The 25593-nt window shown below is 41.2% G+C and carries 21 protein-coding genes; 19 read left to right on the top strand and 2 right to left on the bottom strand.

All coding sequences use genetic code 11. The features are described from left to right. The first annotated feature begins 146 nt into the window (after window positions 1–146). The 13 genes from BUB16_RS00455 (at window position 147) to BUB16_RS00515 (ending at window position 12753) form a co-directional block, all read left to right on the top strand. Window positions 147–1415, top strand: a complete 1269-nt coding sequence (locus tag BUB16_RS00455; protein ID WP_073058851.1) for a leucine-rich repeat domain-containing protein — start codon at window positions 147–149, stop codon at window positions 1413–1415. Window positions 1416–1814: 399 nt separating this feature from the next. Then, the gene (locus BUB16_RS00460) at window positions 1815–2486 is read left to right on the top strand and encodes a hypothetical protein (RefSeq protein WP_073058852.1); all 672 of its coding nucleotides are present in this window, start codon (window positions 1815–1817) and stop codon (window positions 2484–2486) included. Window positions 2487–2632: 146 nt separating this feature from the next. Continuing rightward, on the top strand, window positions 2633–3724 hold the full coding sequence (locus BUB16_RS00465; RefSeq protein ID WP_073058853.1) for a glycosyltransferase: 1092 nt from the start codon (window positions 2633–2635) through the stop codon (window positions 3722–3724). Continuing rightward, entirely contained in the window at window positions 3708–4850 is a 1143-nt protein-coding gene (locus tag BUB16_RS00470) for a glycosyltransferase family 4 protein (protein ID WP_073058854.1), read from the top strand. Before BUB16_RS00465 ends, BUB16_RS00470 begins: the two co-directional genes overlap by 17 nt. A 65-nt stretch (window positions 4851–4915) precedes the next feature. After that, window positions 4916–5689 carry a glycosyltransferase family 2 protein gene (locus BUB16_RS00475; protein ID WP_073058855.1) on the top strand — a complete coding sequence of 258 codons (774 nt, stop codon included), beginning with the start codon at window positions 4916–4918 and terminating at the stop codon, window positions 5687–5689. Between the two features lie 8 nt (window positions 5690–5697). Continuing rightward, complete coding sequence (locus BUB16_RS00480) at window positions 5698–6279, top strand: acyltransferase (RefSeq protein WP_073058856.1); 582 nt, start codon at window positions 5698–5700, stop codon at window positions 6277–6279. Window positions 6280–6308: 29 nt separating this feature from the next. Further along, on the top strand, window positions 6309–7196 hold the full coding sequence (locus BUB16_RS00485; protein WP_073058857.1) for a polysaccharide deacetylase family protein: 888 nt from the start codon (window positions 6309–6311) through the stop codon (window positions 7194–7196). Continuing rightward, window positions 7193–8329, top strand: coding sequence for a hypothetical protein (locus tag BUB16_RS00490; protein WP_073058858.1), 1137 nt, complete (start codon window positions 7193–7195; stop codon window positions 8327–8329). The genes BUB16_RS00485 and BUB16_RS00490 overlap by 4 nt, the downstream gene beginning before the upstream one ends. Window positions 8330–8690: 361 nt before the next feature. Continuing rightward, window positions 8691–9698 carry a sugar-transfer associated ATP-grasp domain-containing protein gene (locus BUB16_RS00495; RefSeq protein WP_211483040.1) on the top strand — a complete coding sequence of 336 codons (1008 nt, stop codon included), beginning with the start codon at window positions 8691–8693 and terminating at the stop codon, window positions 9696–9698. Window positions 9699–9707: 9 nt separating this feature from the next. Continuing rightward, entirely contained in the window at window positions 9708–10316 is a 609-nt protein-coding gene (locus BUB16_RS00500; protein ID WP_073058860.1) for a sugar transferase, read from the top strand. Then, on the top strand, window positions 10317–10946 hold the full coding sequence (locus BUB16_RS00505; RefSeq protein ID WP_073058861.1) for an acetyltransferase: 630 nt from the start codon (window positions 10317–10319) through the stop codon (window positions 10944–10946). 113 nt (window positions 10947–11059) lie between these two features. After that, on the top strand, window positions 11060–11890 hold the full coding sequence (locus tag BUB16_RS00510; protein WP_073058862.1) for a hypothetical protein: 831 nt from the start codon (window positions 11060–11062) through the stop codon (window positions 11888–11890). A 140-nt stretch (window positions 11891–12030) separates the two neighbouring features. Then, window positions 12031–12753 carry a YdcF family protein gene (locus BUB16_RS00515; protein WP_211483041.1) on the top strand — a complete coding sequence of 241 codons (723 nt, stop codon included), beginning with the start codon at window positions 12031–12033 and terminating at the stop codon, window positions 12751–12753. Between the two features lie 212 nt (window positions 12754–12965). Here the strand turns inward: BUB16_RS00515 and BUB16_RS00520 are convergent, their stop codons facing one another. Both BUB16_RS00520 and BUB16_RS00525 read right to left on the bottom strand, forming a co-directional pair. Then, window positions 12966–14507 carry a hypothetical protein gene (locus tag BUB16_RS00520; protein WP_073058864.1) on the bottom strand — a complete coding sequence of 514 codons (1542 nt, stop codon included), beginning with the start codon at window positions 14505–14507 and terminating at the stop codon, window positions 12966–12968. Window positions 14508–14581: 74 nt separating this feature from the next. Continuing rightward, the gene (locus tag BUB16_RS00525; protein WP_073058865.1) at window positions 14582–15310 is read right to left on the bottom strand and encodes a porin family protein; all 729 of its coding nucleotides are present in this window, start codon (window positions 15308–15310) and stop codon (window positions 14582–14584) included. A gap of 841 nt (window positions 15311–16151) precedes the next feature. Between BUB16_RS00525 and BUB16_RS00530 the strand changes: the two genes are divergently transcribed. The 6 genes from BUB16_RS00530 (at window position 16152) to BUB16_RS00555 (ending at window position 25589) form a co-directional block, all read left to right on the top strand. Further along, window positions 16152–17396 carry a DegT/DnrJ/EryC1/StrS family aminotransferase gene (locus BUB16_RS00530; RefSeq protein WP_073058866.1) on the top strand — a complete coding sequence of 415 codons (1245 nt, stop codon included), beginning with the start codon at window positions 16152–16154 and terminating at the stop codon, window positions 17394–17396. Between the two features lie 343 nt (window positions 17397–17739). After that, window positions 17740–19656: a polysaccharide biosynthesis protein gene (locus BUB16_RS00535; RefSeq protein ID WP_139240128.1), complete on the top strand. Its 1917-nt coding sequence runs from the start codon at window positions 17740–17742 to the stop codon at window positions 19654–19656. Between the two features lie 181 nt (window positions 19657–19837). Continuing rightward, the gene (locus BUB16_RS00540) at window positions 19838–22183 is read left to right on the top strand and encodes a GumC family protein (protein ID WP_073058867.1); all 2346 of its coding nucleotides are present in this window, start codon (window positions 19838–19840) and stop codon (window positions 22181–22183) included. Between the two features lie 60 nt (window positions 22184–22243). Further along, window positions 22244–22771, top strand: a complete 528-nt coding sequence (locus tag BUB16_RS00545) for a hypothetical protein (RefSeq protein ID WP_073058868.1) — start codon at window positions 22244–22246, stop codon at window positions 22769–22771. 57 nt (window positions 22772–22828) lie between these two features. Next, on the top strand, window positions 22829–24625 hold the full coding sequence (locus tag BUB16_RS00550; RefSeq protein ID WP_073058869.1) for an ABC transporter ATP-binding protein: 1797 nt from the start codon (window positions 22829–22831) through the stop codon (window positions 24623–24625). A gap of 55 nt (window positions 24626–24680) precedes the next feature. Continuing rightward, window positions 24681–25589: a glycosyltransferase family 2 protein gene (locus BUB16_RS00555; protein WP_073058870.1), complete on the top strand. Its 909-nt coding sequence runs from the start codon at window positions 24681–24683 to the stop codon at window positions 25587–25589. The last annotated feature ends 4 nt before the right edge of the window (window positions 25590–25593 follow it).

A 25593-nucleotide genomic window follows, 5' to 3' on the forward strand; every position in this document is an offset into this window, starting at 1 on the left:
AATTTTAAAGACTATTCTGATATAAGGTGCAATTGATTACAAGGCTAAATAACAAAGGTATTTTATTCTTACTCCTTTGGGTTTTCACTTCGGTCAATGTATTTTCACAATCATTAACTGGTACGTCGAGCGACCGACGTGCCTTGATGGATTTGTACGAAGCTACGGGCGGTGACCGGTGGAAAAACAACAGTGGCTGGGGCAATGGCGATCCCTCCAATGCCTGGCATGGTGTGGAAGTCAATGCAGAGGGTCGGGTCGTCCGGTTGGAACTTTTTGGTAATGGATTAAACGGTCGTTTGCCGGAATCTATCGGTAACTTGACCGAGCTTAAATACCTGAATATTAAACAGAATGCTTTGGAAGGAGAAATTCCTTCAACAATCGGAAACTTGAGAAAGGTGGTGTATTTGCTATTATCTGGTGTTCCAGAGGATCCTCCAACGAATCCTCAGCATAATATCCATCAGGGCAAAACGGATGAGAGCGGGAACACCTTCACTGGGGTCATTCCCTCCACCATAGGGAAACTGTCAAATTTAGAATACATTGAACTTTCCGGTTCGCAAGTAACCGGACGCATACCACCGGAAATTGGTAATGCAACGAATCTGAAGTTTATCGCTTTCAGCTGGAACCCTAAACTTACAGGAGGCATTCCAGCTACGATTGGTAACCTCCAAAATTTGGTTTGGCTTTATGTGCGAGCCAGCTCCCTGGATGGCACAATACCTGAGGAATTAGGTAAAGTGAGGAGTCTTAGGACGATCCATCTTGGCTATAACGATGAACATGGGGGAGAGGGATTGCATGGGGTGCTGCCTGACTTAAGGAATCTCACTATGCTGAGAAATTTCAACGTTGATAAAAATAACTTATCTGGCGAGTGGCCTGATTACTGGAACAATGGAAGCTTTACTAATTTAATATCATTACGTGCCTCCTGGAACAACTTTCACAGTGATCAGTTGCACGGCTTTGAAAATCTTACTTCACTGCGTGTTTTCACTATAACAGGGAGCGATATAAATGGCACATTCCCCCAATCCATAAACAGGTTATCCAATGCAATAATTATTTCAATAGGATGGACAAACATTTCGGGTGATTTGCCTCAATCGGGTTGGAATTTTCATCAGCTAAGGCAAGTTCGTTTTAATAACGCTAACCTGACGGGACATATTCCCGGGAACTTTTTTGAAGCAGCTGATAACAGTAATTTAAGACGTTTATATTTCCAAAATAATAATTTCACGAGTATAGATTATAGGGCCTTGGGAACTCTTTCAAGTCCTAAACTTGAAACCGTTAATATTAGTGGAAATTGTCTATCATACGAAGATCATATCAAGCCTGCTGTGGATTTTCTTTCACACATTAATTTCAAATATGAAAATCAAATAGCACCTGACTAACTTAAAAAAGGATCCTAATACCGATGTGAATAACTCAGTGGAATTTACTCTTTTTTGGTTTGTAAGCTTTGAGCCAAACTACTTGATTTTGTCCAATATACCCATCTATAAATCAATGAAAGTGTGTAAATCAAGATTGTAATCCATTATATGAGTAATTTTTACTCGTAGATTCAAAAAAATAAGCATGATTAGTATTAATGTGATTTTGGTAGAAGGTCGTTTTTTAAAAATCGTTTCCCCCTAAAGCTGCTATTTGATCCTTAAATAAGCTTTCAGTATTACATATAGGGTAGTTGAGAGAGTATTTTTTTCAGATTGGCATAACTTTTGTATTAATGGGTAATAAGTAAATCATATACCATAATAATAAAATCTTTTTGGGAGAGCAGTCCAATTATGAAAAAACTAACAGTAAAATTCGTCAATTACCTTCTGGTAGCTATTGTAATAACCGTGAGCATTTCATGTAAAGATAGCGTGACAGGAGATCCCGATCTTTCGGAATCACTTGAGCCTGTTGAAGATGTACATATGGTACCGGGTGCAGAGAATACAACTCTTACAGTGAACCTTAATAAAGAAGACGCATATTTCAATGTGCAATTTGAAAATATCGAACAAAACGATGTGATTGCTAACGGTATCCGAGATGCGTGGTGCATTGACGTCTGGAAACCTATCGATCACAATGGGGGTACTTATACTGATATAGAACTCTATTCCACGGATCGAGTGGAAAAATGGTTGCCTCTTAATTACCTGTTGAATATACAAGAAGAGTTGATCAACGAAGATACGGAAATCAGCTGGCGTGAAATCCAGTTAGCGATCTGGTCCCTTCGTGCAAATCCGGAGTTTAATTTGGATGAAGTAGATCTAGTAGAGCTTCCGGGTGAGTTTAAAAAAAGTGGGGAACCAAATTTCAGCCAAGAAAAAGTGGAGGAGATATTGAATATCGTTCAAGAAGGTTATGAGGATTTCGATTTTTCGACTGGATCAAAATTTGCGGTGATTGCTGCAATGCCATCTGATCTCCAAACGTTTATCACTATCGTAGAAAAAAAGTAATTATAAGGTGGGGGGATAAGATCATCAAATCAATTCCAGACAATCTAAAGCTAAGGAAAATAACATACAAGCAAACGCAGTATCCAAGATCGACTTGAATATTGTGATTTATTAATAAATAGCTTTGTCATAAAAGAGAGATTGGAATGAAAAAGATTTGTTTGATTATCCATTCCTTGGGAATTGGGGGGATGGAGCGGGTAATGCATCAGCTTGCTATAAGCTTTTCTGAAAAGGAAGATGTGGAGATTCATCTTATTCTTATCGGAAAAAAAAGAGAGATTGTCCACTCCTTGCCCCCTTCCATTAATATACATCTTCCACAGTTTGAATTTGATGAATCAAGTCGTGTTGCCAGTACCTTAAAGACGATGCGATTTCTTCGAAAGGAAGTAAAAAAGATAAAACCGGATACGATACTAAGCTTCGGGGAATACTGGAATAACCTGGTGTTGCTGTCATTGTATGGATTATCACATCCGTTGTTTATTTCAGATCGCAGCGAACCAGGTAAGGATCTGGGCAAGATTCACAATTTTCTAAGGAGAGTGCTTTATCCATGTGCAACGGGTTATATAGCCCAAACAGGGGAAGCAAAGGAAATTTGTCTGTCTAATGGATGGAATGATAATATACGAGTTATTGGAAATCCTGTTCGTCAAATCTCAACTAATGGTCAGGAACAAAGAGAAAAAATTGTATTGACAGTGGGGAGATTGATTAAAACTAAACATTTTGATCAATTAATCAGGATGTTTGTAAAAATCGGTAATCCTGATTGGAAACTGGTAATTGTTGGAGGAGACGCAAAAAAACAAAGTCTCTCAAAAGAATTGGATAATCTGATTCATGAGATGGGGGCGGGAAAAAATGTGTTTCTTGAGGGAGAGCAAATGGATGTAGACAAGTATTACAAAAAAAGTAAAATATTTGCTTTTACATCCAGTTCGGAGGGTTTTCCCAATGTGATAGGAGAAGCACTTTCAGCGGGACTACCGATAGTTGCTTATGATTGTATGGCGGGCCCTTCCGACATGATTGATAATAATAAAAATGGGTTCTTAGTCCCTTTATTTAATGAGGAAGATTTCAAGAATCGTCTGGAGGATTTGATGCATAATCAAGAAAAAAGAGAGAGGTTTCGGCAAAATGCACAAAAAAGTATTCAAGAATACTGTCCGGATAAAATAGCTAATAAGTTTTATTCATTTATTACGAGTCATGAAAGTAATTATTAATGCAGCCTCTATCTTTAAGGGTGGAGCGGAGCAGGTTGTAAACTCTTTTATTAATGAATGTACGAAGTTTCCCCAACATGAATATCATATTTTTCTCGGAGACAATATATACGATTCCTTAGAAGAGGATTTGTTTAACTCAAGCTTTCATTTCTACAGAGTTGAAAAAAGGACGGGAGCAAGTATCATAAACATAATTAAAACGGTGCGATATTTTAATCGGCTGGAAAAAAAGATACAACCAGATGTTGTGATTTCCACGGGTGGGCATGGGTATTGGATACCTAAGGCTCCTTTGGTTACGGGATTTAACATTCCACATTATATTTATCCTGAATCCCCTTATTTCAATGAGATTTCAACCAAGAAAAAAATTTACTGGAAATTAAAAAAACAGTTCGATTTATTTTTCTACCGGCAATCGGATGCAATAGTGGTGCAGACAGATGATGTCAATCAACGAGTAAAAAATCTTATGCCGGAAGTCGACGTGCATACAGTTTCAAATACGGTCAACGGGGTATTCATGAATCCCGTATTCCGGGACAAAATATTACCACCCAAAGGGAAAGATGAGGTTCGATTATTAACAGTCAGTTCGAATTATGCGCACAAAAATTTAAATATTATTTCAAAGGTTTTAGATGAATTATTGGAAGCCGGGATTAAAAATGTCAAATTCGTATTGACATTGCCGGATAAGGCTTTTGAAAAGTTTAAAAGCGATAAACATCAAGAATATATTGTAAATATTGGACCCGTGCCGATAGAACAATGTCCCACTCTCTATAAAGAATGTAACATGATGTTTTTGCCAACCCTGCTGGAATGTTTTTCGGCTTCCTATGTGGAAGCAATGGCTATGGGAAAACCAATTTTGACCTCTAATCTGCCATTTGCCAGGACCGTGTGTAAAAATGCGGCAGTTTATTTTGATCCGATGGATCCAGTAGATATAGCAGATAAAATTCAACATTTGATTCAGAATCCTGAGATCCAGGAAGAGCTAATTCAAAAAGGGCATAAAATATTTGAATCTATAAACACTCCCGAAGAAAGAGCAGCAAAGTTTTTGTCTATTTGTGAAAATAAAGTAGACAAGCCTGAGATGGAAGCAGTAATATAGCATGCCATTTTAATTTGATATAAATCCATTTTTAACCGTTTTAAATAATCATTTATAAATAAATAATGAGTGATAAAAAAAAGGGATTTAAGATCTCGGTTATTACAATCTGCTTTAATAATGAGCAGGAAATAAGGGATACTATAGAATCTGTTGTGGATCAAGCATATGATGAAATTGAATACATTGTGGTAGATGGCAATTCCATGGATAATACAATGGCAATTATTCGTGAATACTCAGAGCATATTAATACTATTATTTCTGAGCCGGATGAGGGAATGTATGATGCCATTAATAAGGGGTTTCGATTGGCTACTGGAGATGTAGTTGGATTAATTCATGCGGGGGACCGGTTATTTGATGACCAGGTTATTTCAAGGATAGCTGAGCATTTTATATCTAATGATATTGATGCCATGTATGGACATAGTATATTGGTAAACAAGGAAGATGAGCCGGTAAGAGTTAATAAAAGTCCGGAATTCAGAAAATCTCTTTTTAAAGTGGGTTGGATGCCCTCACATCAAAGTGTATATATAAAGAAGGAAGTCATTGAACGGTTGGGAAACTATCGTACTGATTTAGGGGGCAGTGCTGATTATGAATTTGTGTTGCGCTATTTTTATTTCAATGATCTAAAAGTAAAAAGGTTGGATGCTTACATTTTGCGGTTTGCGATGGGGGGGAGAAGTACAAGCAATTATCATAAAATTTTTAAGTCTCAGGCCATCCAAAAAAAATGCTGGAAGTTAAATGGCGAAGCCCCTCCCTTTTATATGATACCACTAAAGCTTCTGAGAAAAATACCTCAATTTTATAAAGCTTTAAAAATGTAAAAAGAATTATGGCAGAAAAGTACAGTTTAACATATCGATTCTTGAGAAAACTTGGTTTGAATTTCTCGGAAAAAGAATACGGGCAGGTTTCTTTTTGGACCGTATTAAAAAAGACACTTTTAAAATTACGAAATGCATTCTTACTTAAATATTGTACCAATAGTGTACTGTTATCCTCTATTAATGCACGTTCCATTCGACCCAAGATATGGCGAAAAATAGGATGTAAAGTTGGTGAAGGGGTTTTTATTGGTGCAGATTGTATGCCTGATTCCTCAAATAGCTCATTGATTGAAATAGAAGATGGAGTGCATATAGCAGCACGAAGTATTATCCTTTGTCATCAAAGAGATATGAGTAAATATTTTGCGGATGAAGATTATGGCAAGCTTCCTTATGTAAGGCAAAAAGTGCATTTGAAAAAAGGATGCTTAATCGGAACTCAGTCTATTGTTATGCCGGGTGTCACCGTTGGAGAGGGCGCAATTGTCGGAGCATTTTCCCTTGTTACAAAGGATATACCGGACTGGACCATTGCTATAGGCAGGCCAGCTAAAGTAGTGAAAAAGGTGCCTCAGAGGGAGGAATGAATTTTTATAAATGAGGATCACAGTCGTATATGAGAGATGATATAAAATCCGCCTTTACCGTTGATGTGGAAGACGGTGTCAGTATAGCAATGCGGGACGCATTTTCCGTTCAATCCGAGCAGACCAGGAGAGTTGTTAGTTTGACTGAGAAAATTCTCAACCTTTTGGATAAGTATGAAGTCAAAGGAACCTTTTTTGTGTTGGGTCAGGTTGCCGAGAAGTTTCCGGAGCTTATTAAGCAAATATCGGAGGGGGGACATGAATTGGGCGTGCATGGGTATAATCATTTGCAATTTTTCCGAATGACAAGAGAAAAAGCATTTGAAGAGATAAGCAGTGCCAAAAAACTTATTGAGGATATCTCGGGAAAGAAGGTGTTCGGTCACAGAGCCCCTGCTTTTTCCATCACACCTGAAACACGATGGGGGCTGGATGTGATCGCTGAAGCGGGCTTTACCTATGATAGCAGCATTATGCCGATCAATGGTATCAGGTATGGATGGCCCGGCTTTTCCCGGGAGATTAGCAGGATTAAAACCCCGTCAGGATATGAACTTACAGAGGTTCCGATGTCTACTATCGAACTGTTGGGCCGGCAAATACCGGTCTGCGGGGGGGGATATCTGCGTATCTATCCGGAATGGGTTACTAAGAAAGCATTTGAAAGAATTATTAAAAATCGGTCGGCCATTATCTATCTGCACCCGTACGAGCTGGATACGGAACGGTATCCTGACTACTATTTTAAAGAGCTTGATAATGCTGGATTTTTAAAACGTAATAAAATGAAATTTATGTGGTACAACAGAAGCACCGTATACCCGAAGCTTTCTTCACTGCTGGAAAATTATGAGTTTGATACCGTGATCAATTTGGTCAGAGAAAGAAAATCACAACATGAGCCGATAGAGATATGATTTCTGATCTGAAACGCAATATCATCTTGAACGCCAAAAACCTGATGGGCTGGAGAACAAATCGAAAAATTGTAGTTATCTCGGTGGATGATTATGGCAATGTTCGACTTGATTCGAAAGCTGCACGTGAACGAATGGACAAAGAGGGGATGAAAATATACAATCGTTTTGATGCGCTGGATACCCTGGAAACCAGGAGGGATTTGGAAGCTCTGTACGAAGTATTGACTTCGGTGAAGGATAAGAACGATCGTAACGCATTGTTGTCTTCGTTTGCCGTACCGTGTAATATAAATTTTGAAAAAATGAGGGAAGAGAGTTTCCAGGATTATCATTACGAACTGCTTCCGCACACCTTTGATAAGCTATCAGAGCAGCAGCCGGAAGCGTATATAGGTGCCTGGGAACTTCTGCAAGAGGGAATGGAAAGAAGGCTGATGGTTCCGTTCTTTCATGGTCGGGAACATCTGAATTTAAAGGTGTTAGAGGAGAAGTTGGCCGCCAGAGATCCCGAAGTTATTACGGCACTGGAGAATCGGTCGTATACCAGTATCTCATCGAGCAAATACCAAACGATCTCTGCTATGGCTGCATTTGATTTTTGGAAATTTAAGGAAAATGAGCGGTTTACGGATATCATAGCAGACGGACTGGAGGCGTTCGAGAAGGTATATGGATACAGATCTGATCATTTTAATCCACCTGGGGGACGTGAGCACCCGGTGATACACAAGGCACTGAAAGAGAATGGAGTAAAGTATATTGATACTCCTTTGTTGAAGCAGGAACACCAAGGTAATGGAAAGCACAAGAAAGTATTTAATTATACGGGAAAAAAAAATGATTTAGGTCAAACATATTTAGTCCGAAATGTCGTGTTTGAACCCACAGAAGATCGGGGGGTCGATTGGGTTTCTTATGCCATGAAACAGATTGAAGCAGCATTCCGCTGGAATCGTCCGGCGATTATTAGTTCTCACAGAGTGAATTTTTGCGGTCATATTGACCCGGAGAACAGGGAGGAGGGATTGCATGCTCTCAAGGAGCTGTTGCAAAAAGTCACGAAACGCTGGCCTCAGGTAGAATTTTTGGCTGCGAATGAATTGGGCGCACTTATCGGTAGTGTAAACTGAACTCTGTCCGGGTTGTTTATTTTTCGTGGTTACGAGTTAATTCCAATGGCAGCCGATCTCTAAAGTCGAATGACCGGTTGTCGACTTGTCGACGTCCGATTTTTTCAGGGGTAATGCCCATTCTTTCAATGTTTTTGTCGAGTAATTATTACTCGAATATATAAAATCAACCCATTTTTTGTCTTTCTTTCTTAATTTTAGAATTTCTTTCTGATAAAATTTCGACCTTAAAAATTGCTTTCTCGTTTATCATTTTGTTATAAGTCGCTATTTCGGTAAAAAATTTACCGGCTGCACCATATTGGCACAACTGTTGTATTAATAGGCATAGGTGTTAGGTCTAAAATTCACAACGCTTAAAATGAAAATGAAGAGAGCCATATATCTGGGATATTACTTAAAGCAGCTGGACAAAAATAAGTTCAGTCTTTTTTTGGAATATACGAGTAATAAGACTGGGATATCGAAAATATCACTTCTCTATGATATTCTGAAGTCGGTTTTTAAGTACAATATTTCTATTCTGGAATATTTCCAGTTTCGCTTCTATGAGCTATCCACATCCGAGCGAGAGGCGTGGGCGGGGACCGGTCACATGTATGAGTACCAGCTAAAAATGAATCCCCGGAACAACCGGGATATTTTGGAAAATAAAACACTTTTTTACAAGCATTACGGTGAATTTTTTACCCATAGGGTAGCGGACATTGAGGATCTCAGGAATAAGCCGGATGTCGCTGATGCTATTCTGTTTAGTCCATCCGGCAAGCTGGTATTCAAGCCGGCAGATGGTAATTGTGGTACTGATGTTGAAATTCGAGACTGTGAGGATTTTGGATGGCAAAGCCTTATTGAATTTATGGAAAATTCAGATTACGATTTAGTCGAAGAATATATTGAACAACATCCGGAGATGAACAGACTTTCCCCGTCCGCCGTAAATACCGTCAGAATTTTCACTCAGCTGAATGGCGAGGATGAGGTTGATATACTGGGCTGCCGTCTGCGCATTTCCGTAGACTCCCCGGTGGATAATATGGCGGCCGGTAACCTGGCTGCTCCCATTGATGAAACCACCGGTCGGTTAAGTGGTCCCGCTGTATACAGTGATATTACCAAAGGGGAAAAGGAATATCACCCGATTACTAATGTTAAAATACCCGGCTTTCAGATCCCTTTCTGGACAGAAACTCTACAAATGGTCAAAAAAGCAGCAAGGCTACACCCCCAAAACAGATCTATTGGTTGGGATATCGTCATTACTGAAAAAGGACCCGGACTGATTGAAGGTAACCATGACTGGTGTAAGTTATTATGGCAGTTACCGGTAAAAGAGGGATTGAAGTCTGTACTAAAGGATATTGAATGAGTGGTTAAGATGTTCTACAGGGAATACGGGAAAAGATTTTTAGACCTGCTTGGAGCAGCGCTGATCTTAGCGGTCACATTACCCCTTTTTTTACTCATTTCAATCCTGCTTTTCATTCAAAACAGGGGTAATGTATTCTTTTACCAGAGACGTCCGGGGTATCAAGAAAAGCCCTTTTATATTATCAAGTTCAAAACGATGACGGATAAAAGAGATGCTGAAGGCAATCTGTTACCGGATATGGACCGGATTACTATGATGGGCGGCTGGATTCGAAAACTGTCCCTCGATGAGCTTCCCCAGCTTATAAATGTCTTAAAAGGGGATATGAGCCTAATCGGCCCCCGGCCATTACTATTCAAATATATTCCGCTGTATTCTGAGGAACAACGAAGGCGGCACGAAGTTAAGCCGGGTATTACCGGATGGGCCCAGGTGAATGGTCGAAATGCCATCAGCTGGGAAGAAAAATTCGCCCTGGATCTATTTTACGTTGAAAATATTTCGTTTGCGTTGGACTTGAAAATAGTCTGGTTGACGATCATAAAAATTATAAAACGGGAGGGAATCAATCAGTCTGATGCCCGGCCCATGCAGCCTTTCGAAGGTACTAATTGAATGAAGAAGAACCTTTATATCATTGGAGCGGGTAGTGTGGGGGGGCATGTTGCCCTGAATATCGAAGAATACGCCGATGATTATAATATTGAGGGTTTTTTTGACGACGACCCGGAAAAAGTGGGAACCGAACAGTTTGGGTTTGAGGTATTGGGACCTATTGATCAAGCGCTGGAACTCAGACATGAAGCGTTAGTGATCGGCATTGCTTTTCCCAGGATAAAGCGACAGATAGTCGAAAAGTTATCCGTTAATTCTACGCTCGTTTTTCCTTCTCTTGTTCATGAACAGGCATGGATTTCAAAGGGCGTGAAAGTTGGGCAGGGATGTATAATCTATCCGGGGACAGCCATTAATTACGGGTCAGGCATTGAGGATTTTGTGGTTATCAATATGAACTGCTCATTGGGACATCATACAGAAGTTGGGAGGTATTCAAGCTTTGCTCCCGGGGTAAATACGGGGGGACATTCGACTATTGAGGAAGCGGTGGACGTTGGGATTGGGGTATCTACCCTTCAGGATGTACGGGTCGGGGGTGACAGTACTGTAGGGGGACAGAGTATGATTATCCGGGATGTGAAACCTGAATCAACCGTTGCGGGTGTGCCCGGTAAATCCGTAGAGTAGATTTCTTTATTCATGTATAGGTATAAGTAAGTATACGTCCTCTTTATAATTCGGATAAGGGAAATGAAATACGATAATTTAATTATAATTTGATAAAAGGATAACAGCGTTACATGAAAGAAGAAATTCTTTTTTTAACACACAAGAAGAATAAAGAGATTGAAAACGCCATTCGCTCTTTGCGGGACAGTATGGGAGATAGAAAACTGACCATTGTTTCCCAGTCACAACCCTTCGATATTGAAGGAACAGATCTATTTTTGTTTGATGAATCTATCGTTCAACAGATGGATTTTCCAACAATAGGAAATTCCATAATACCCGGACACGCTCATTTTCCTGTTTTTGCATATATTGGCAACAATAAGACCAATGCTGACTATTACTGGGTTATCGAGTATGATGTGAGATTTTCTGGGAAATGGTCCGTATTGTTTGATCATTTTACCCAGTTCAACGCAGATTTCCTCACATCACATATTCGTTACTTTCATGAGGAGCCGGATTGGTACTGGTGGAAGGAGATGAACCATCGGGAAATAACAATTTCCAGGGAAAAACGTGTTCGCTCTTTTAATCCTATTTATCGTATCTCCTCGGAGGCATTTAAATTCTTGGAAAAAGCTTTTAAAAGCGGGTGGAAAGGGCACAATGAAGTTCTCTTGACTACCCTGCTTTTTCACCATGGTTATCAGCTGCTTGATTTTGGCGGGAATGGGGACTTCGTTTCCGACCGTAATAAATTTTATATAAGCAGAAGCAGTGGCCAACAGGGACTGTCAACAGGAACCATGAGGTATCGTCCGGCTATGAAAACTCATGGAATGCGAAAAAACAAACTCTATCATCCTGTGAAGGAAGAAAATGGTTTGGGGATTTTGCGTTCAAATGCCGGAAATTTTTACCGGTTGATTAAGATATGGTTCAATAATATGAGGAGATGAGCGAGTCCTTAAATTAGGATTTATATGCGATTTCTTATGAAATATGAACAGGTAACTATCCTCGCAGTATAATGGTTAAGGTACTCATCAAATTTTTAATAGATCCTTTTAATATTTTTTGGATTTTTTTACTTATTGCCATGGGAGCCTGGTTTTTTAAAAAAAGCCGCCTGTTCAGAGGGTTGGTCGTCTTCGTGATGGTGTGGTTTCTGATTATTTCCACCCCTTTTGTACCCAATTTAATTCTAAATTCGCTTGAAGATCAGTATGCCCCCGTTTATGAAAGGGAACTTGCTGACCAAAAAGCAAGATACCATATTATAGTATTGGGAGGGGGACATGGATTTGACAGCAGATTACCAGCGAACTCGCTGTTGTCACAAAAAGCGCTTGGGAGGTTGAATGAAGCGATACGACTGCATCGTCAACTTCCTAACAGCAAACTGGTGCTGTCTGGTTTTTCTTCTACCGAGGGACAAACAACCCAGGCCGAGATGTTGCAGGAAACAGCCCTTTTGTTGGGCGTGGAAAGGGAAGCTATTCTTTTACAAAAAGAACCCGGTAATACGTTTGAAGAGGCAAAAATGTACAGTGAGGGTTACGGGAGCGCAAGTGAGAACAAGCCTCAGCATCCCGTTATTTTGGTCACAAACGCCTCTCATATGTCCAGGGCGGTGATGACATTCAGGGAGTTTGGATTCGATCCCATTCCATCCCCGACAAATTTCAGGCTGAAGGGAAGCTGGAAGCACCGATGGGTGGGGCTGCCCGCTATTGAAAATATCGAAAATTTAAAAGTTGGTGTCTATGAATATGTGGGTATTGCTTGGTATAATTTGTTATTAAGCGATATTGCCATATAGCGGTATGTGATTAGAACTCTGTGAGAGGATGGGAAGAATAAACTGAACTTGACCGGGCTGCTTACTTTTCTTGGTTAGGTAGTGTAGCCTAAACTCTGTCGGTTGGTAGTATAAATAAACTCTGTCCGGATTGTTTATTTTTCAGGGTTACGGGTTACCTCCAGTGGCAGTTGATCATCATATCGGATGGTCGATTGTCAGGCTGTCAACCGTCACTTAATCATTTTTTGAATAACTTTCACCATGCCGGCGGGCAAGCGTCTCCTGATATTTTGCTTTAGTAATCCCCAACCTCTCGGTCCCGGGTTAATAGGTTCAGATAATATTTCCGGCCAGAGCTGTTTTATGACTCCTCTAAAAAAGGGAATTTCCGGAGCTATTCGTTGTTCTCTCGGTACTTTGAAACAAGTTTCCAACAGTAATCTGCAGTTGAATGGGCTTATTGATTCTTTGGCGATATCGAGTTCGGCGGGGAAAAGAGCTCCCCATTTACTCATTCGCTGTTCCCAGTAAAACATATCGAAAACGGTTATTCCATCAATGGCCGATATATCAAAAGTTTTAACCCATTTTTCTATTTCCCGGTTAATATAAGCGCTATTGTAGTCATAAAAGTTTAACAAAGGGTTTAAATTTATTCTACGAGTCTCGTCATCGATAAACGGCTCATAATTCACGGCTCTTTCATGAATCCTTACCAGTTCGGTAACATTACCATTTATTAGGATATAGTCGACCCCATTATCCGATATCGCACTGTATATGGATTTTGTTTTTCTCAACAGAGGGGAAGTCCGGGCCAAATGGACATTTTTCGCCAGTAAGCGAGAAAACCAGGAAGGCGGATTGGTCGCTGAATTTATGACCTCGTGATGCAAGTTGAATTTACGCGCCAGCCTTTTAGGTATGTAAATATCATCACAGTATCCATCCATGATTCCCAGGGTATCGGTGCTGTAGATTACACTGTCTGAAATATCTACGGATGCGGCGAGTAATAGTCTGCTGTCAAACCCTGCAGTAAGACAGATTCTAATATTAAACTTGTGGTCCAGGCCAAGGATAATATTTTGTAAATATTGGGCGGTTTCAGGGATAAGCTCATTTTCGTTTTGCGAAGTGGCAATAGGTTCATTTGGAAAAAAACGCACTTGGCAGCAGTCATTTAAATCAAGGTAATGGTTGGGCATTAGGTGAAAGCAGTTTTCATAGGCCGTTTTATCTCCAATCCATGCAGATTCCTTTTGTTTGAATTGCATACTGTTTTTGAACCGTAAAATGGATTCGTCGGAAGTTAGGGGCAATTTTGTTACCTGATTGATCAGGGTCGGTTGTGATGCGTACCAGAGGTGTTCATTGTCTGTGTAGTAGTACACTTGCCGGAGTCCGCAGGGATCGGTAAACAGAAAAGAATTTTCTTTATCCTGAAAAAGTATTACCCATCTTCCCGCGAGGGGTTTGGATGCCGTGATAACGGAAAGAATGTCCCCGCAAGATTCCAAAATGGAAGAGATGATCTCCGGGGCGTTCTTGTAAGGACTCGTGCAATCAACAGCAATACCTATGAGCGTAATTTTGCAACCATTCCTTACACCTGAAAAGAAATTCAGATCCGTGTGTATTGATAAAACCAGTCCGTGATATAGTTTTTCCGTTTTCCAGTACTTGTTAGGTGAATACTCAGTGGGACCAATAAGAAATTGTCGTCTGAACTTCAGTTTTGTAAGGAGCTCTTGATCTGTATCCATGCCCATTTACATAATCCCTTATTTAGACAGAAGTAAATATTTACATATTAATGACGTTCTTTAACCCCCAGAACGGTAAACTAAAACAGCAAATAAACAGAAAAGGTAACAGCTACATTGTGAGGTTCAAATGACAAGCCGGGAGCGTTGCCTGAATCAAGTACCCCATACAGGGCACGTGTTTCAAATCCAATTTTTTGCCTTGAACCGTATTCAAAGCCCACTCCCAGGATTGCACCCCCGTCGTATTCGGAGTATTGGGATTTGACGTCGTTGGAAAAATCACCTTCAAAAGATACGCCGATGGGAGCCCCTGTGTTGGTCCCCGAAAAACGGGCATCTAACAGGTACCCACCGTAAACTCCGCCGGTCAGATGATACGTGGTTGTGGCTTTCTCTCGTCCATGCACCCTGACCGATTTTGAAGTGGGATTGGTCGATAATTGGAATACCAAAGGCATTTGAATATACAGCAGTTCCGTTTTGCTTTCCGTTTGGAATTCAAATCCCCGGAGCATAAACGCTTCCTCATATTTTGCTCCCAGCATGATTAAAGATGGTTCGATTTGCAAACGAAATACCCGGGAAAAATCTTTCCGGAGGATAAGTCCCGCTTGATAAGCTGTAGTGACTTTTGGTTTTAAATCGAGATCGATGTCTCCATCTGCGTATCTGAAACTATTCAGATGAGAGCTGGTATTCAATCCGCCTTTTATTCCAAACTCAATAGATTGGGCCCCGGCAATACTAACGATGCCCGGGGTGATGAATAAAAAGAGTAAAATCAATAATATTCGATTGAAATTCATAATTATTCTTAGATCTTGAATATTCTGCACATTTTTTCTGGATGAAATGAGAGCCACTTAACCGTTATCTTTTAATTCAAATGAATAAAAGGCAAGTGAGTTTTGGGTTGCTGCCACTTGACCTCTCTTATATAATGTTTGTAGGAAAACCCTTTTTTTATTATGCAATAATAGGTCCAAAATTGTTATAGGAAGGAAATTTGTAGGGTAAATATCAATTGAACGGACAAAAAAGTTGTAAGCTCCGACGGGCAGGACCAGTCTACCGTTTTCCCTCTTTTCTCTCTAAAAGCTAAAATAGAGAGTCATTGCGGCCCTTATCAGCCATTTGCGATGCGATAAGGGCGCGTACGTGATATATTGCTAATATTGAGAGAGACAAGTAACATATGTTTGCTTGATTCAGGCGGCCACAAAGCAATCCATCCTAAAGCATATATCCGGAATTATCGTACCATTTGCTTGCCTCGAATATTCCCAGGGACGATTGCAGGGAAGCGGGGTCCAAGTTACCTACTTTTCTTCCGGGTACAACAAATCGATAGAGAATCAAGTAAAATTTACTCAGTAGGATGCATAAACGTAACACTATTTGTGTGTCATTACCTTTGGCTATACCGTGAGGTTATTTCCTGTAAAAACCGTTTTACAGTCTGAGAGGGAATATTAGAAAGGTGAATCCTATCAAATTGATCGCGTGTTAAATAGGATTATATCAAATTGGCATAACTCTTGTATCGATTCATGTAGGATAGTCGAACACTGTTTCTTACGATTCGTTCGATAGAGAAAAACTGAAATCAGGTGCTTCGTAGGGCCAGTTACATGCCAGATCAATTTTATGAAAAAAGCTAAACCTCGTATTTACCTTTCTTCTCCTCATATGGGCGGGGACGAAATCGACTATATTCACGAAGCCTTTGATACAAACTGGATCGCACCACTGGGAGCAAATGTGGATGGATTTGAAAAAGACCTGGAGAGCTATACCGGAAGAGCGCACGCTGCGGTTGTTACTTCAGGTACGGCTGCCCTTCACCTGGCGTTGCTCCTTTGTGGAGTAGAACGGGATGATGAGGTTATTTGCCAGTCTCTCACCTTTGCAGCTTCTGCCAATCCGATACGATATCTGGGTGCTAATCCTGTTTTTATTGATTCGGAAGCAGAAACCTGGAATATGGACCCGGAGCTTTTAGAACAGGCCATTATAGATAGAATAGAAAAGAATAAAGGTAAACCCAAAGCGATTATACTGGTTCACCTGTATGGTATGCCGGCAAAGGTCGGCAGCATCGCGAGAATTGCGTCAAAATATGGCATCCCTGTTATTGAAGATGCCGCAGAGGCATTGGGTTCATCGGTACGGGGCAGAATGTGTGGTACTATTGGTAAATTATCTGTTCTCTCTTTTAATGGGAATAAGATTATAACTACTTCGGGAGGAGGAGCATTACTAAGTGATGAGGAAGATCTTATAAATAAAGCCCGGTTTCTCTCAACACAGGCCCGGGATAATGCTCCGCATTACCAGCACTCAGAGCTGGGCTACAATTACAGGATGAGCAATATCATTGCCGGAATAGGCCGGGGACAGATAAAAGTTATAAATGACCGTGTGCGCAAGCGGCGTTCCAATCATGAATACTATTTCCGGGAGCTGGACGGTACTTGGCTCGATCCCGAAGATCGGTATCCTGTTGATGACATCGGATTCAAAACAAAAAATTCCCCGGGCGGTATCTATTTTTTGAAAGAGCCCGAGCATTACTACAGCAACCGGTGGCTTACAACCATACTTGTGAATCCCAATCAGACCGGAGGAATAACCAGAGAAAATCTCCGTCTGGCACTGGAGGATCAGAACATCGAAAGTCGTCCCCTGTGGAAGCCCATGCATTTGCAGCCGCTTTATCGAGACTTTCCATATTATGGCAGGGGAATATCTGATGAGGTTTTCAAGTATGGGTTATGCCTTCCATCCGGTAGTAATCTGAGGGATCAAGATCTATTGCGGGTTGTTACAACTATAAAAAAGGTTCTTCGTCTTTCCTCACGTCGATTAAGCAAGAGCGGGATGAGATCATAATCGAGTAGTTTTTACTCGTTCTGATGAATAATATTAACACATTCCACCCGAAACTTTCTTATACCGCTCTGTTGCATCGGGTTCATGATCAAATAAATTCTTAAGAAAAAGTCCTTTGTAGGTACCTGTGTTCATTTTGAGAGGTGCTTTACCGTTAGTTTACAACAGATTGAATGAATTGGCATAACTCTTGTAATAAACAAGTTCAACGTAAGATGCATTTGAATAGTAACAATATCAATAATTGAAATTTATAGCTATTACTTGAAAGACAGAAACCAATACATAAACCATAGTTTTTGTCATCAATTTTACTATCGAGAGAAAAAAGAATGGGGCACTAATGGAAATTGAATCATATAAAGAGAAATACAAGTACAGAAACAAGTTTACAAGAGGTTTGTTTTTTCTGGTGGGCGATGCTTTTTCGCTATGCCTCTCAGCACTGCTGTCATATATCATTCTCTTCCCGTTTACCGATATTGTAAGGACATTTCCGCTGGAGCATACACTGCTTATCATCGGCTCAATACTTGCGGCTATGGCAGTCTTTCGGATGTATCTGGTGAACTGGAAATATACGGGATTAAGAGACCTTGTACGGATTATACTGGCCATTGTGTTGGGAGGGGGACTCTCTTTTGGCATAGCTCCTTTTTACCAGGAGATGGGCAATTATGAATATGTATTTACCGCTCTTGTTTTAATTCATGGGGTACTTTTGATATCCGGTTTCAGAATCAGTAAAAGGCTCTATCATGAGTTCATCAGCAGATCCAAAAATAGCAAAAAGTATACAATCATTTTTGGCGGTGAAAGTGAGGGCGAGCAAATACTGCGGGATATTCTTAAAAATAACCAGTGGGACTTATCGGTCTACGGAATCTTTGATGACCGGGTCTTGCCCGGCCTGCGTATGCATGGAGTTCGGGTCCTGGGCGGTAAAAAAGAAATGATTGATCATATTCGACGCTTTCCTGTGGAGTTGCTGATTGTTGCATTCCCTGAAATGCCCAAAAAAGATTTAAAAGAGATCATTGATGAAATCAAGGAAATCCGTCCTGAAATGGAGATTAAAATACTTCCTTCTTTTCATTCCCTGACGGATGATCCGGTGGGTGTGAAACATATTCGTAATGTAAGTATTGAGGATATACTGGGGAGAGAACCGGTTAAGATTGATATCAATTCCATTAGAGCCAGTATCACCGGGAAAACAGTTCTGGTGACGGGGGCAGGGGGATCAATAGGCAGCGAACTGGTAGAGCAGTGTGCCAAACTGAAACCGACCCGGCTGGTTGCCCTGGATATTGATGAGACCGAATTGTTTTATCTGGTGAATGAATTTGAGGGGTCAGAAACCGAAGTGATACCCTGCGTGGCAAATATTACGGATGAATCAAAAATCGATCAGGTCTTCGCCCGGTTTCAGCCCGACATCATTTTTCACGCGGCAGCCTACAAGCATGTTCCCATGATGGAGAGTTTTCCTGATGAGGCCATAAAGGTCAATATTGGGGGGACGCGTTTAATAGCCTCGCTCGCATGCAAACACAAAGTGGATAAGTTTGTAATGGTTTCAACCGATAAGGCGGTGAACCCGGCCAATGTGATGGGAGCTACCAAACGGGTTGCGGAAGAAATATGCATGGCCCGAAATGGTACCGGCCCCACAAAATTTATTTCCGTTCGGTTTGGAAATGTCTTGGGATCAAGAGGTTCTGTGGTTCCTATATTTATCGAACAGATTAATAATGGGGGACCCGTTACGGTAACCGATCCCGAGATGAAACGGTATTTTATGACGATTCCCGAGGCGGTATTATTGACTATGCAGGCGGGATCCATGGGGGATGGCGGAGAAGTTTTTGTACTCGATATGGGAGAGCCGGTTAAAATACTGGATATGGCTAAGGATCTTATCCGGCTGCATAATTTAGAACCGGATAAAGATATTCAAATTGAAATAACCGGTCTTCGTCCCGGCGAAAAACTATATGAGGAACTGTTAAATGCCGAAGAAGGAGTGCTTGAAACTGAACATGAGGAAATTTTCAAAGCTATTTGCAGTAGAAGAACAGATGAAGAAGAGCTTGAAACAAAAATTTCTGACTTGCTTGCCCATCTTAAAAAGGGCAAAAATGAATACATCAGGGATCACTTAAAATCATTGGTACCGACGTACACCTATAAGGAAAGGAAGAAAGTTAACGGCACTATGACTCCTCAGAAAGGTAAATCGTTATTTGTAGAAGGATAGGAAAATGTTATTGACAAAGAGGGGTCGTATAGCCATGGTCATTTTGTTTAAATTCACTTTATCAGAGCTCAATAGCAGATAATTGTACTTGACACACGCGCTGATAATCTAACAAAAGCAAATTGATGATTTTCAATTAAAAATTGTCAAAAAGCCAATAATATAAAAAAGAAGGTTTAAAATGTCCGGTTCACTTCAAAAACATAATAATAGTCCTCAAAATGGGATTGATAAATTTCAATATGCCCCTGATGACAACAACACTTTTAATGAGAAGAGTGATAATGGACTTGATCCACAAAAAATTGTATCGCTCTTGCAAAAATATAAGTGGATTGTACTTTTATTCCTGGTTGCAGGAGTGGCTGGTGCCTGGTTTTATGCGGACACCATTACTCCTGTTTATGAAAGTAGCGGGACTCTGATGATTAGTTCCACTGACCAGTCACCGAGTGATGAGTTGTCTAAGATTGTGTCTCAAACAACCGGCTATGGGACGAGTTCAACCGTCATAAACGAGCTTCAGGTGCTTCAATCAAGGAAATTTTCGCTTCAAGTGGCCGATAGCCTTATAAAAGAGGATCCGGGAGACCGTAATCAGTTTCCGATTTTGTGGACAACAGAAGAAAATGGAGAAATTAACCGTTCCTCAAAAGAAGCAGTGGCCGGTAGAATAAGAAGCAATATCGAATTTCTTCGGGTTGAAGAAGAGGCAGATATAGTGGAGGTCAATTTTAACAGTACGTCGCCCGAAGAGGCTTCGAAGATCGTTAATGTAGCCATGCAGATTTATGTTGAGACATCAACGAAGCAAAATCGGCAGGCTGCCCAGTCGACGGCAGAATTTCTGAGAGAAGAAAAGGAGGAGATTCAGCAAAATCTCCAGGAGGCCGAGGAAGAACTTCAAAATTATATGGATGCCACGGGTATTGTCCAGGTTGATGAGCAGGCTTCAAGTATGGTTTCTCAAAGAGCTGAAACGGAAGCTGAGCTGCAGCGCATTAATTTAGAACTCGAGTCGGTCGAGGAAAACATAGCTAATTATGAAAAACAGCTTGAAAGAATAAAGCCGGGGCTGTCCGAGCAGTTTTCCGAGGCCATCGGACCACGAATTCAGAATGCCCAGGAAAGACTGGCAGAGTATGAACAGGAGCGAACATTGATTATTTCGAAGAACCCGGGCGTTTTGGAAAGAAACCCCACGCCCCCCAGGCTGCAGTATGTAAATGAGCAAATAGATCGGCTTAAAGGTGAAATTAAAGAGCTCTCCGGTAAACTTTTCACATCAGATGAAGAGTTTATGGGAATGAATAGTGAGGACAGGGCGCAGATGGTGTCTCAAATCCAAAGCCGCCTGACAGAGTTGCGCATACAACGAAATCAATTGACATCTCGTCGAAGCGCTCTCCAATCGCATAAGCAGGAGATGGATGCTAACTTTAATTCATTGCCGGAAGGTATGATTGAATTGGCAAAGCTGCAGAGAGATGTCAAAATGAATGAAGAGCTCTATTTGAATGTGTCGCGGCAGTATGCGGATATGTCTATATGGAGCCAGTCGCAGTACGGATTTGGCCGTATCATAGACCCGGGAGAATCCCCGAATGCACCCGTAAGTCCCAATAAAAAACTATTCCTGGTATTGGGCGTCATGTTAGGAGGATTGCTCTCCGTTGGCTTTATTGCCGTCAGGGAATTCAGGGATAACAGCGTCAATAGCGTAGAGCAGCTCCGGACATATTATCTTCCTTCGCTTACCGTAGTGCCTTCATTGGACAAGGTCTCGAAGGAGGATCGGAAATCATTCTCAGTAGGAGAGGGCAAGGTACCCGATGAAGCCGTAATGATTCAGAATCGTACGAGTTTTACTTCAGAGGCTATCCGGCGGCTTAAAAACAATATTATTTATCAAAACGGGGATACTCCGCCCAAGACGATTGCCATTACAAGTCCCGAAAAGGGAGACGGAAAATCAACCATTGCGGCGAACCTGGGCGTTGCGTTTGCCGAGGAGGGATATTGGACACTGGTTATCGGGGCCGATTTTCGACGCCCCAAGCTTCATAAGTACTTCGGTTTGACAGAAGAGGCCGGCTTATCCGATTATCTGAATGGCAGTCTTCCCTTTCAACAGTTAATCCAGGATACGGATATAGATGCGCTTAAAGTGATAACAGCAGGTAAGAATGCTGATATGCCGGAAATCATTGGAAGCAGCATGACCTTTAAAAAGTTGCTGAAGAAAATGGAAGAGGTGTTTGATGTGATTATTCTGGATACCCCTCCCTATGGAATCATCAGTGACTCAGCCGCCCTGCTGAAGGCCGCGCAAGCTACGGTTGTCGTGGCAAAATACAGAAAAACCAATAAAGGAATGTTGCTTAAAACGATGGACGAGCTTAAGCAAATTAACGCAAACGTAACAAGCATTGTTCTTAATGGCTTTGATTATCGTAAGGAAACCGGAAATTACTATGGAGACGGCTACTATCAGTCACTGTATAGTAATTATGAGGAGTATTTGTAATCAATCATCAGAGAGAAATAAAGCACAGCTTATAAATATATACTAAAAAGAGAAAAAATCATGATTAATAATTATAGAGGTTTTACTATTACTATCGTTGCCGCATTTTTAATGCTTGTACCCTCGCTTATGCAGGCACAAATGCAGGAAGAACTCAGTGACCGGTATATCCGGGTCGCGGAAGCGGGGGAACTGACTGACACCCTGAATGTATGGGGAGATGTGGGCAGCTCCGGGCGGTATATTGTCCCGGAGGGCATCAGCTTGCCGGAATTGATTTCATTTGGTCTGGGATATACCCAGCTCCGGGGCAGGGAATCCAATATTGACTGGACGAAAACCCAGATAGAGGTCAAAGTCTCCCGGTATGACAGTAACAGGAAACTGGTTGAAGTCGCCCTGTTCAGGTACCAGTACCAGGATCCTGAGCCCGTGGAAATGTTTGAATTTGATCTCAGGAATAATGATATCGTGTCGCTGCAAGTGCGAAGGAAACCTTCATTTGGTGATTATGTTGAGGTTGTTGCACCTGTTGTCAGCGTTATCGCTACATCCATACTATTGATTGAAAATCTCAGGGGTAATTAAGTTTAAAGTTAACAGAGAATTAATGAGAATTAACATTAAAATTTTGGTGGTTGCGTTTTGTCGTCAATTTTAAAGAAAATATTCTACATTTTACCCAAAGGAGATCCATTTAAACTGGTTGTTCTTTTGCTGCTTATGCTGCTGGCCGCTGTCATGGAGGTGGCGGGTATTGGAATGATTCCGGCATTCGTAGCCATTGTGGCGGATCCGGAACGGGTGCTGGAGATTGAATGGTTGGAACCCGTTCTTTCGACATTGGCCATTTCAAATGCAGAGGACTTGCTTATATGGGGCTCGATTGCTTTGGTGAGTATTTTTATTATTAAAAGCCTCTATATAATTGCGTTTAACTATTTTGAGGCACGTTTCATTTTTAACCGCCGGTATACCATCAGCCACCGGTTGATGCGCTCCTACATGCAGGCTCCTTATATATTTCATTTGCGGAGGAATACCGCTGAGCTTCTGAGAAATATTACCCAGGAAATCAATGTGTTTATCAATAATGTCGTTTCAATACTTCTCAAAATGGCCCGAGAAGGAGTAATGGCCCTGTCCATTCTTATTTTTCTGTTTGTAATGGAGCCGCTAATAACTATTCTGGTTATCAGTTTATCGGGGTTGGGAGCGGGGACATTTATCCTGCTGAACAAAAAAAAGATGAAGGAATATGGCCGGGAGGAGCAGGAGCGGCGCTCGGAGATGATCAAAGCCCTTAATCAGGGGTTGGGGGGCATAAAGGATGCCCGGGTATTGAACCGGGAAGAAGAGTTTATTGAAAAATTTCGTATCGAGGCGTACATGAGTACGCGCTTGATGGCCTACATACGGTTTATACAGCAAATCCCCCGGCCGGTGGTTGAGACCACGGCAGTACTTGGCATGTTGCTGGTTTCGGTGTTATTAGTGTGGCAGGACCGATCAATGGGGGCTATTATTCCCATTCTTACGTTGTTTGCGATGGCCACGGTTCGCCTGATGCCCTCTATTCAACAGCTGGTGTCCATGTATACTAACTTACGGTATAATATGGTCTCACTTGACCCTATTTTTGATGATCTTAAAGAACTGGAAGATTATAATACCAGGTTTATTAAAGACAGAAAAAACAAAAATAAATTAGAATTTGAAGATCAGATTGTTATAAAAAATCTAAGCTATCGCTATCCCGAGAGTGAGGAGCAGGCGATAGACGGGATTTCCATTACTATTCCTAAGGGTGAGGCCGTAGCCTTTGTAGGAGCTTCCGGGGCCGGAAAGACCACGGTTGTGGACCTCATATTGGGCTTGCTTGACCCGGATGGCGGTGAAATACTCCTGGATGGAAAAAGTATTCAGGAGAATATCTCGGCCTGGCAGAGAAATATCGGATACATTCCACAAATGATTTACCTGGCTGATGAAACGCTTCGTGCTAATATTGCTTTTGGATTGCCTGAGGACGAGATCGATGATCACAAAGTCATGGAGGCCGTGAGGCTGGCACAATTAGAAACCATGCTTAATCGTATGCCCGATGGGTTGGATACCATTGTTGGGGAACACGGTACTCGCTTGTCGGGGGGACAGCGGCAGCGCATTGGGATTGCCAGGGCACTCTATCACGATCCTAAAGTACTCGTAATGGATGAGGCCACCTCAGCACTCGACAATATTACCGAGAAAGAAATTACCAATGCTATCTCATCATTGAAGGGCGAGCGAACCCTGATCATGATTGCCCACCGGCTTACCACCGTAAAAAACTGCGATAAACTATATTTTATGGAAGATGGTAAAATAATTCAGGAGGGAACATATCAGGACCTGGTAAGTACAAATATGAGATTTCGTGAAATGGCTTTGGAAAGTTAGAAAAAGCGAAACTAAATGTTTGAACTTATCCCATAATATGTACAATTGAGGAAAAATGATTAGCATTCTGGTATCAACTATCGATGAAGGTATTAAAAGAGTCAAAAATGTGCTTCTGGAACCGAGGGATGATGTCGAATATATTGTTTCACATCAATACACGAGTGACAGGTACAGGGAAATTCCTGATGAACTGAAGCGGAGAGATGTTACAATTTCGCAAATTAAAGGCAAGGGCGTTTCCAGATCAAGGAATAATGCTATAAAACATGCCTCGGGGGAAATTGGCCTCTTTGCGGATGATGACGTAACTTATCGAAATAGTTATATTGATATTGTGAAGGAAACCTTCCGGGAAAATACGGATATAGATATTGCCCTTTTTAAAATTAAAACAAGAACAGGTGAACCTGAGTACAAGGAATATCCGGAAGCCCGGCTGGAATTGAAAAAAACAAGTTTTTCTATCAGCAGTGTTGAAATAGGATTTAACATAGAAAAAATAAAGAACGCCGGGCTGTATTTTGATGAACGTTTTGGTGCTGGGAGAGAGCTGATTGTCGGCGCCGAGGAAACCGTATTTATTGAGGACTGCCTGAAGCACGGGCTAAAAGTATTGTATGTACCTGAATATATTGTCGAGCATCCTTTTTTAAGCACCATCAAATCTGTCCCTAAATTTGATAAAAGAAGAAATTGGGTAACTGGTGCATATGATTGCCGGACGAATGGAAGTATAGCGCTTTTTAAAGCTTTTGGGGGTACGCTTAAGATACTACCAACTTTGCTCAGGCATGGAATTAATCCTTTTTCCTATCTTTATCATCGGTTATCTGCAGCCCTATATATTCTCCGTACTAATAAAAAATATATGGCTGTTGAAGATGATTCTGTAATTTATCCAAGTAAGCGGTCCCGGCCTACATCAAGATCAGAGCATAAGGTTTCTGCACTGGACGTTTGACTTA

Origin of the sequence: Fodinibius roseus, from assembly GCF_900129315.1 — a bacterium.
Taxonomy (GTDB): Bacteria; Bacteroidota; Rhodothermia; order Balneolales; family Balneolaceae; genus Fodinibius; species Fodinibius roseus.

Coding starts and splice junctions, on each gene's coding strand:
- BUB16_RS00530 (WP_073058866.1), top strand. CDS start 16,152: ATGAAAAAAGCTAAACCTCGTATTTACCTTTCTTCTCCTCATATGGGC.
- BUB16_RS00455 (WP_073058851.1), top strand. CDS start 147: ATGGATTTGTACGAAGCTACGGGCGGTGACCGGTGGAAAAACAACAGT.
- BUB16_RS00525 (WP_073058865.1), bottom strand. CDS start 15,310: ATGAATTTCAATCGAATATTATTGATTTTACTCTTTTTATTCATCACC.
- BUB16_RS00535 (WP_139240128.1), top strand. CDS start 17,740: ATGGAAATTGAATCATATAAAGAGAAATACAAGTACAGAAACAAGTTT.
- BUB16_RS00465 (WP_073058853.1), top strand. CDS start 2,633: ATGAAAAAGATTTGTTTGATTATCCATTCCTTGGGAATTGGGGGGATG.
- BUB16_RS00505 (WP_073058861.1), top strand. CDS start 10,317: ATGAAGAAGAACCTTTATATCATTGGAGCGGGTAGTGTGGGGGGGCAT.
- BUB16_RS00510 (WP_073058862.1), top strand. CDS start 11,060: ATGAAAGAAGAAATTCTTTTTTTAACACACAAGAAGAATAAAGAGATT.
- BUB16_RS00515 (WP_211483041.1), top strand. CDS start 12,031: ATGGGAGCCTGGTTTTTTAAAAAAAGCCGCCTGTTCAGAGGGTTGGTC.
- BUB16_RS00485 (WP_073058857.1), top strand. CDS start 6,309: ATGAGAGATGATATAAAATCCGCCTTTACCGTTGATGTGGAAGACGGT.
- BUB16_RS00495 (WP_211483040.1), top strand. CDS start 8,691: ATGAAAATGAAGAGAGCCATATATCTGGGATATTACTTAAAGCAGCTG.
- BUB16_RS00520 (WP_073058864.1), bottom strand. CDS start 14,507: ATGGGCATGGATACAGATCAAGAGCTCCTTACAAAACTGAAGTTCAGA.
- BUB16_RS00545 (WP_073058868.1), top strand. CDS start 22,244: ATGATTAATAATTATAGAGGTTTTACTATTACTATCGTTGCCGCATTT.
- BUB16_RS00555 (WP_073058870.1), top strand. CDS start 24,681: ATGATTAGCATTCTGGTATCAACTATCGATGAAGGTATTAAAAGAGTC.
- BUB16_RS00480 (WP_073058856.1), top strand. CDS start 5,698: ATGGCAGAAAAGTACAGTTTAACATATCGATTCTTGAGAAAACTTGGT.
- BUB16_RS00500 (WP_073058860.1), top strand. CDS start 9,708: ATGTTCTACAGGGAATACGGGAAAAGATTTTTAGACCTGCTTGGAGCA.
- BUB16_RS00540 (WP_073058867.1), top strand. CDS start 19,838: ATGTCCGGTTCACTTCAAAAACATAATAATAGTCCTCAAAATGGGATT.
- BUB16_RS00490 (WP_073058858.1), top strand. CDS start 7,193: ATGATTTCTGATCTGAAACGCAATATCATCTTGAACGCCAAAAACCTG.
- BUB16_RS00470 (WP_073058854.1), top strand. CDS start 3,708: ATGAAAGTAATTATTAATGCAGCCTCTATCTTTAAGGGTGGAGCGGAG.
- BUB16_RS00460 (WP_073058852.1), top strand. CDS start 1,815: ATGAAAAAACTAACAGTAAAATTCGTCAATTACCTTCTGGTAGCTATT.
- BUB16_RS00475 (WP_073058855.1), top strand. CDS start 4,916: ATGAGTGATAAAAAAAAGGGATTTAAGATCTCGGTTATTACAATCTGC.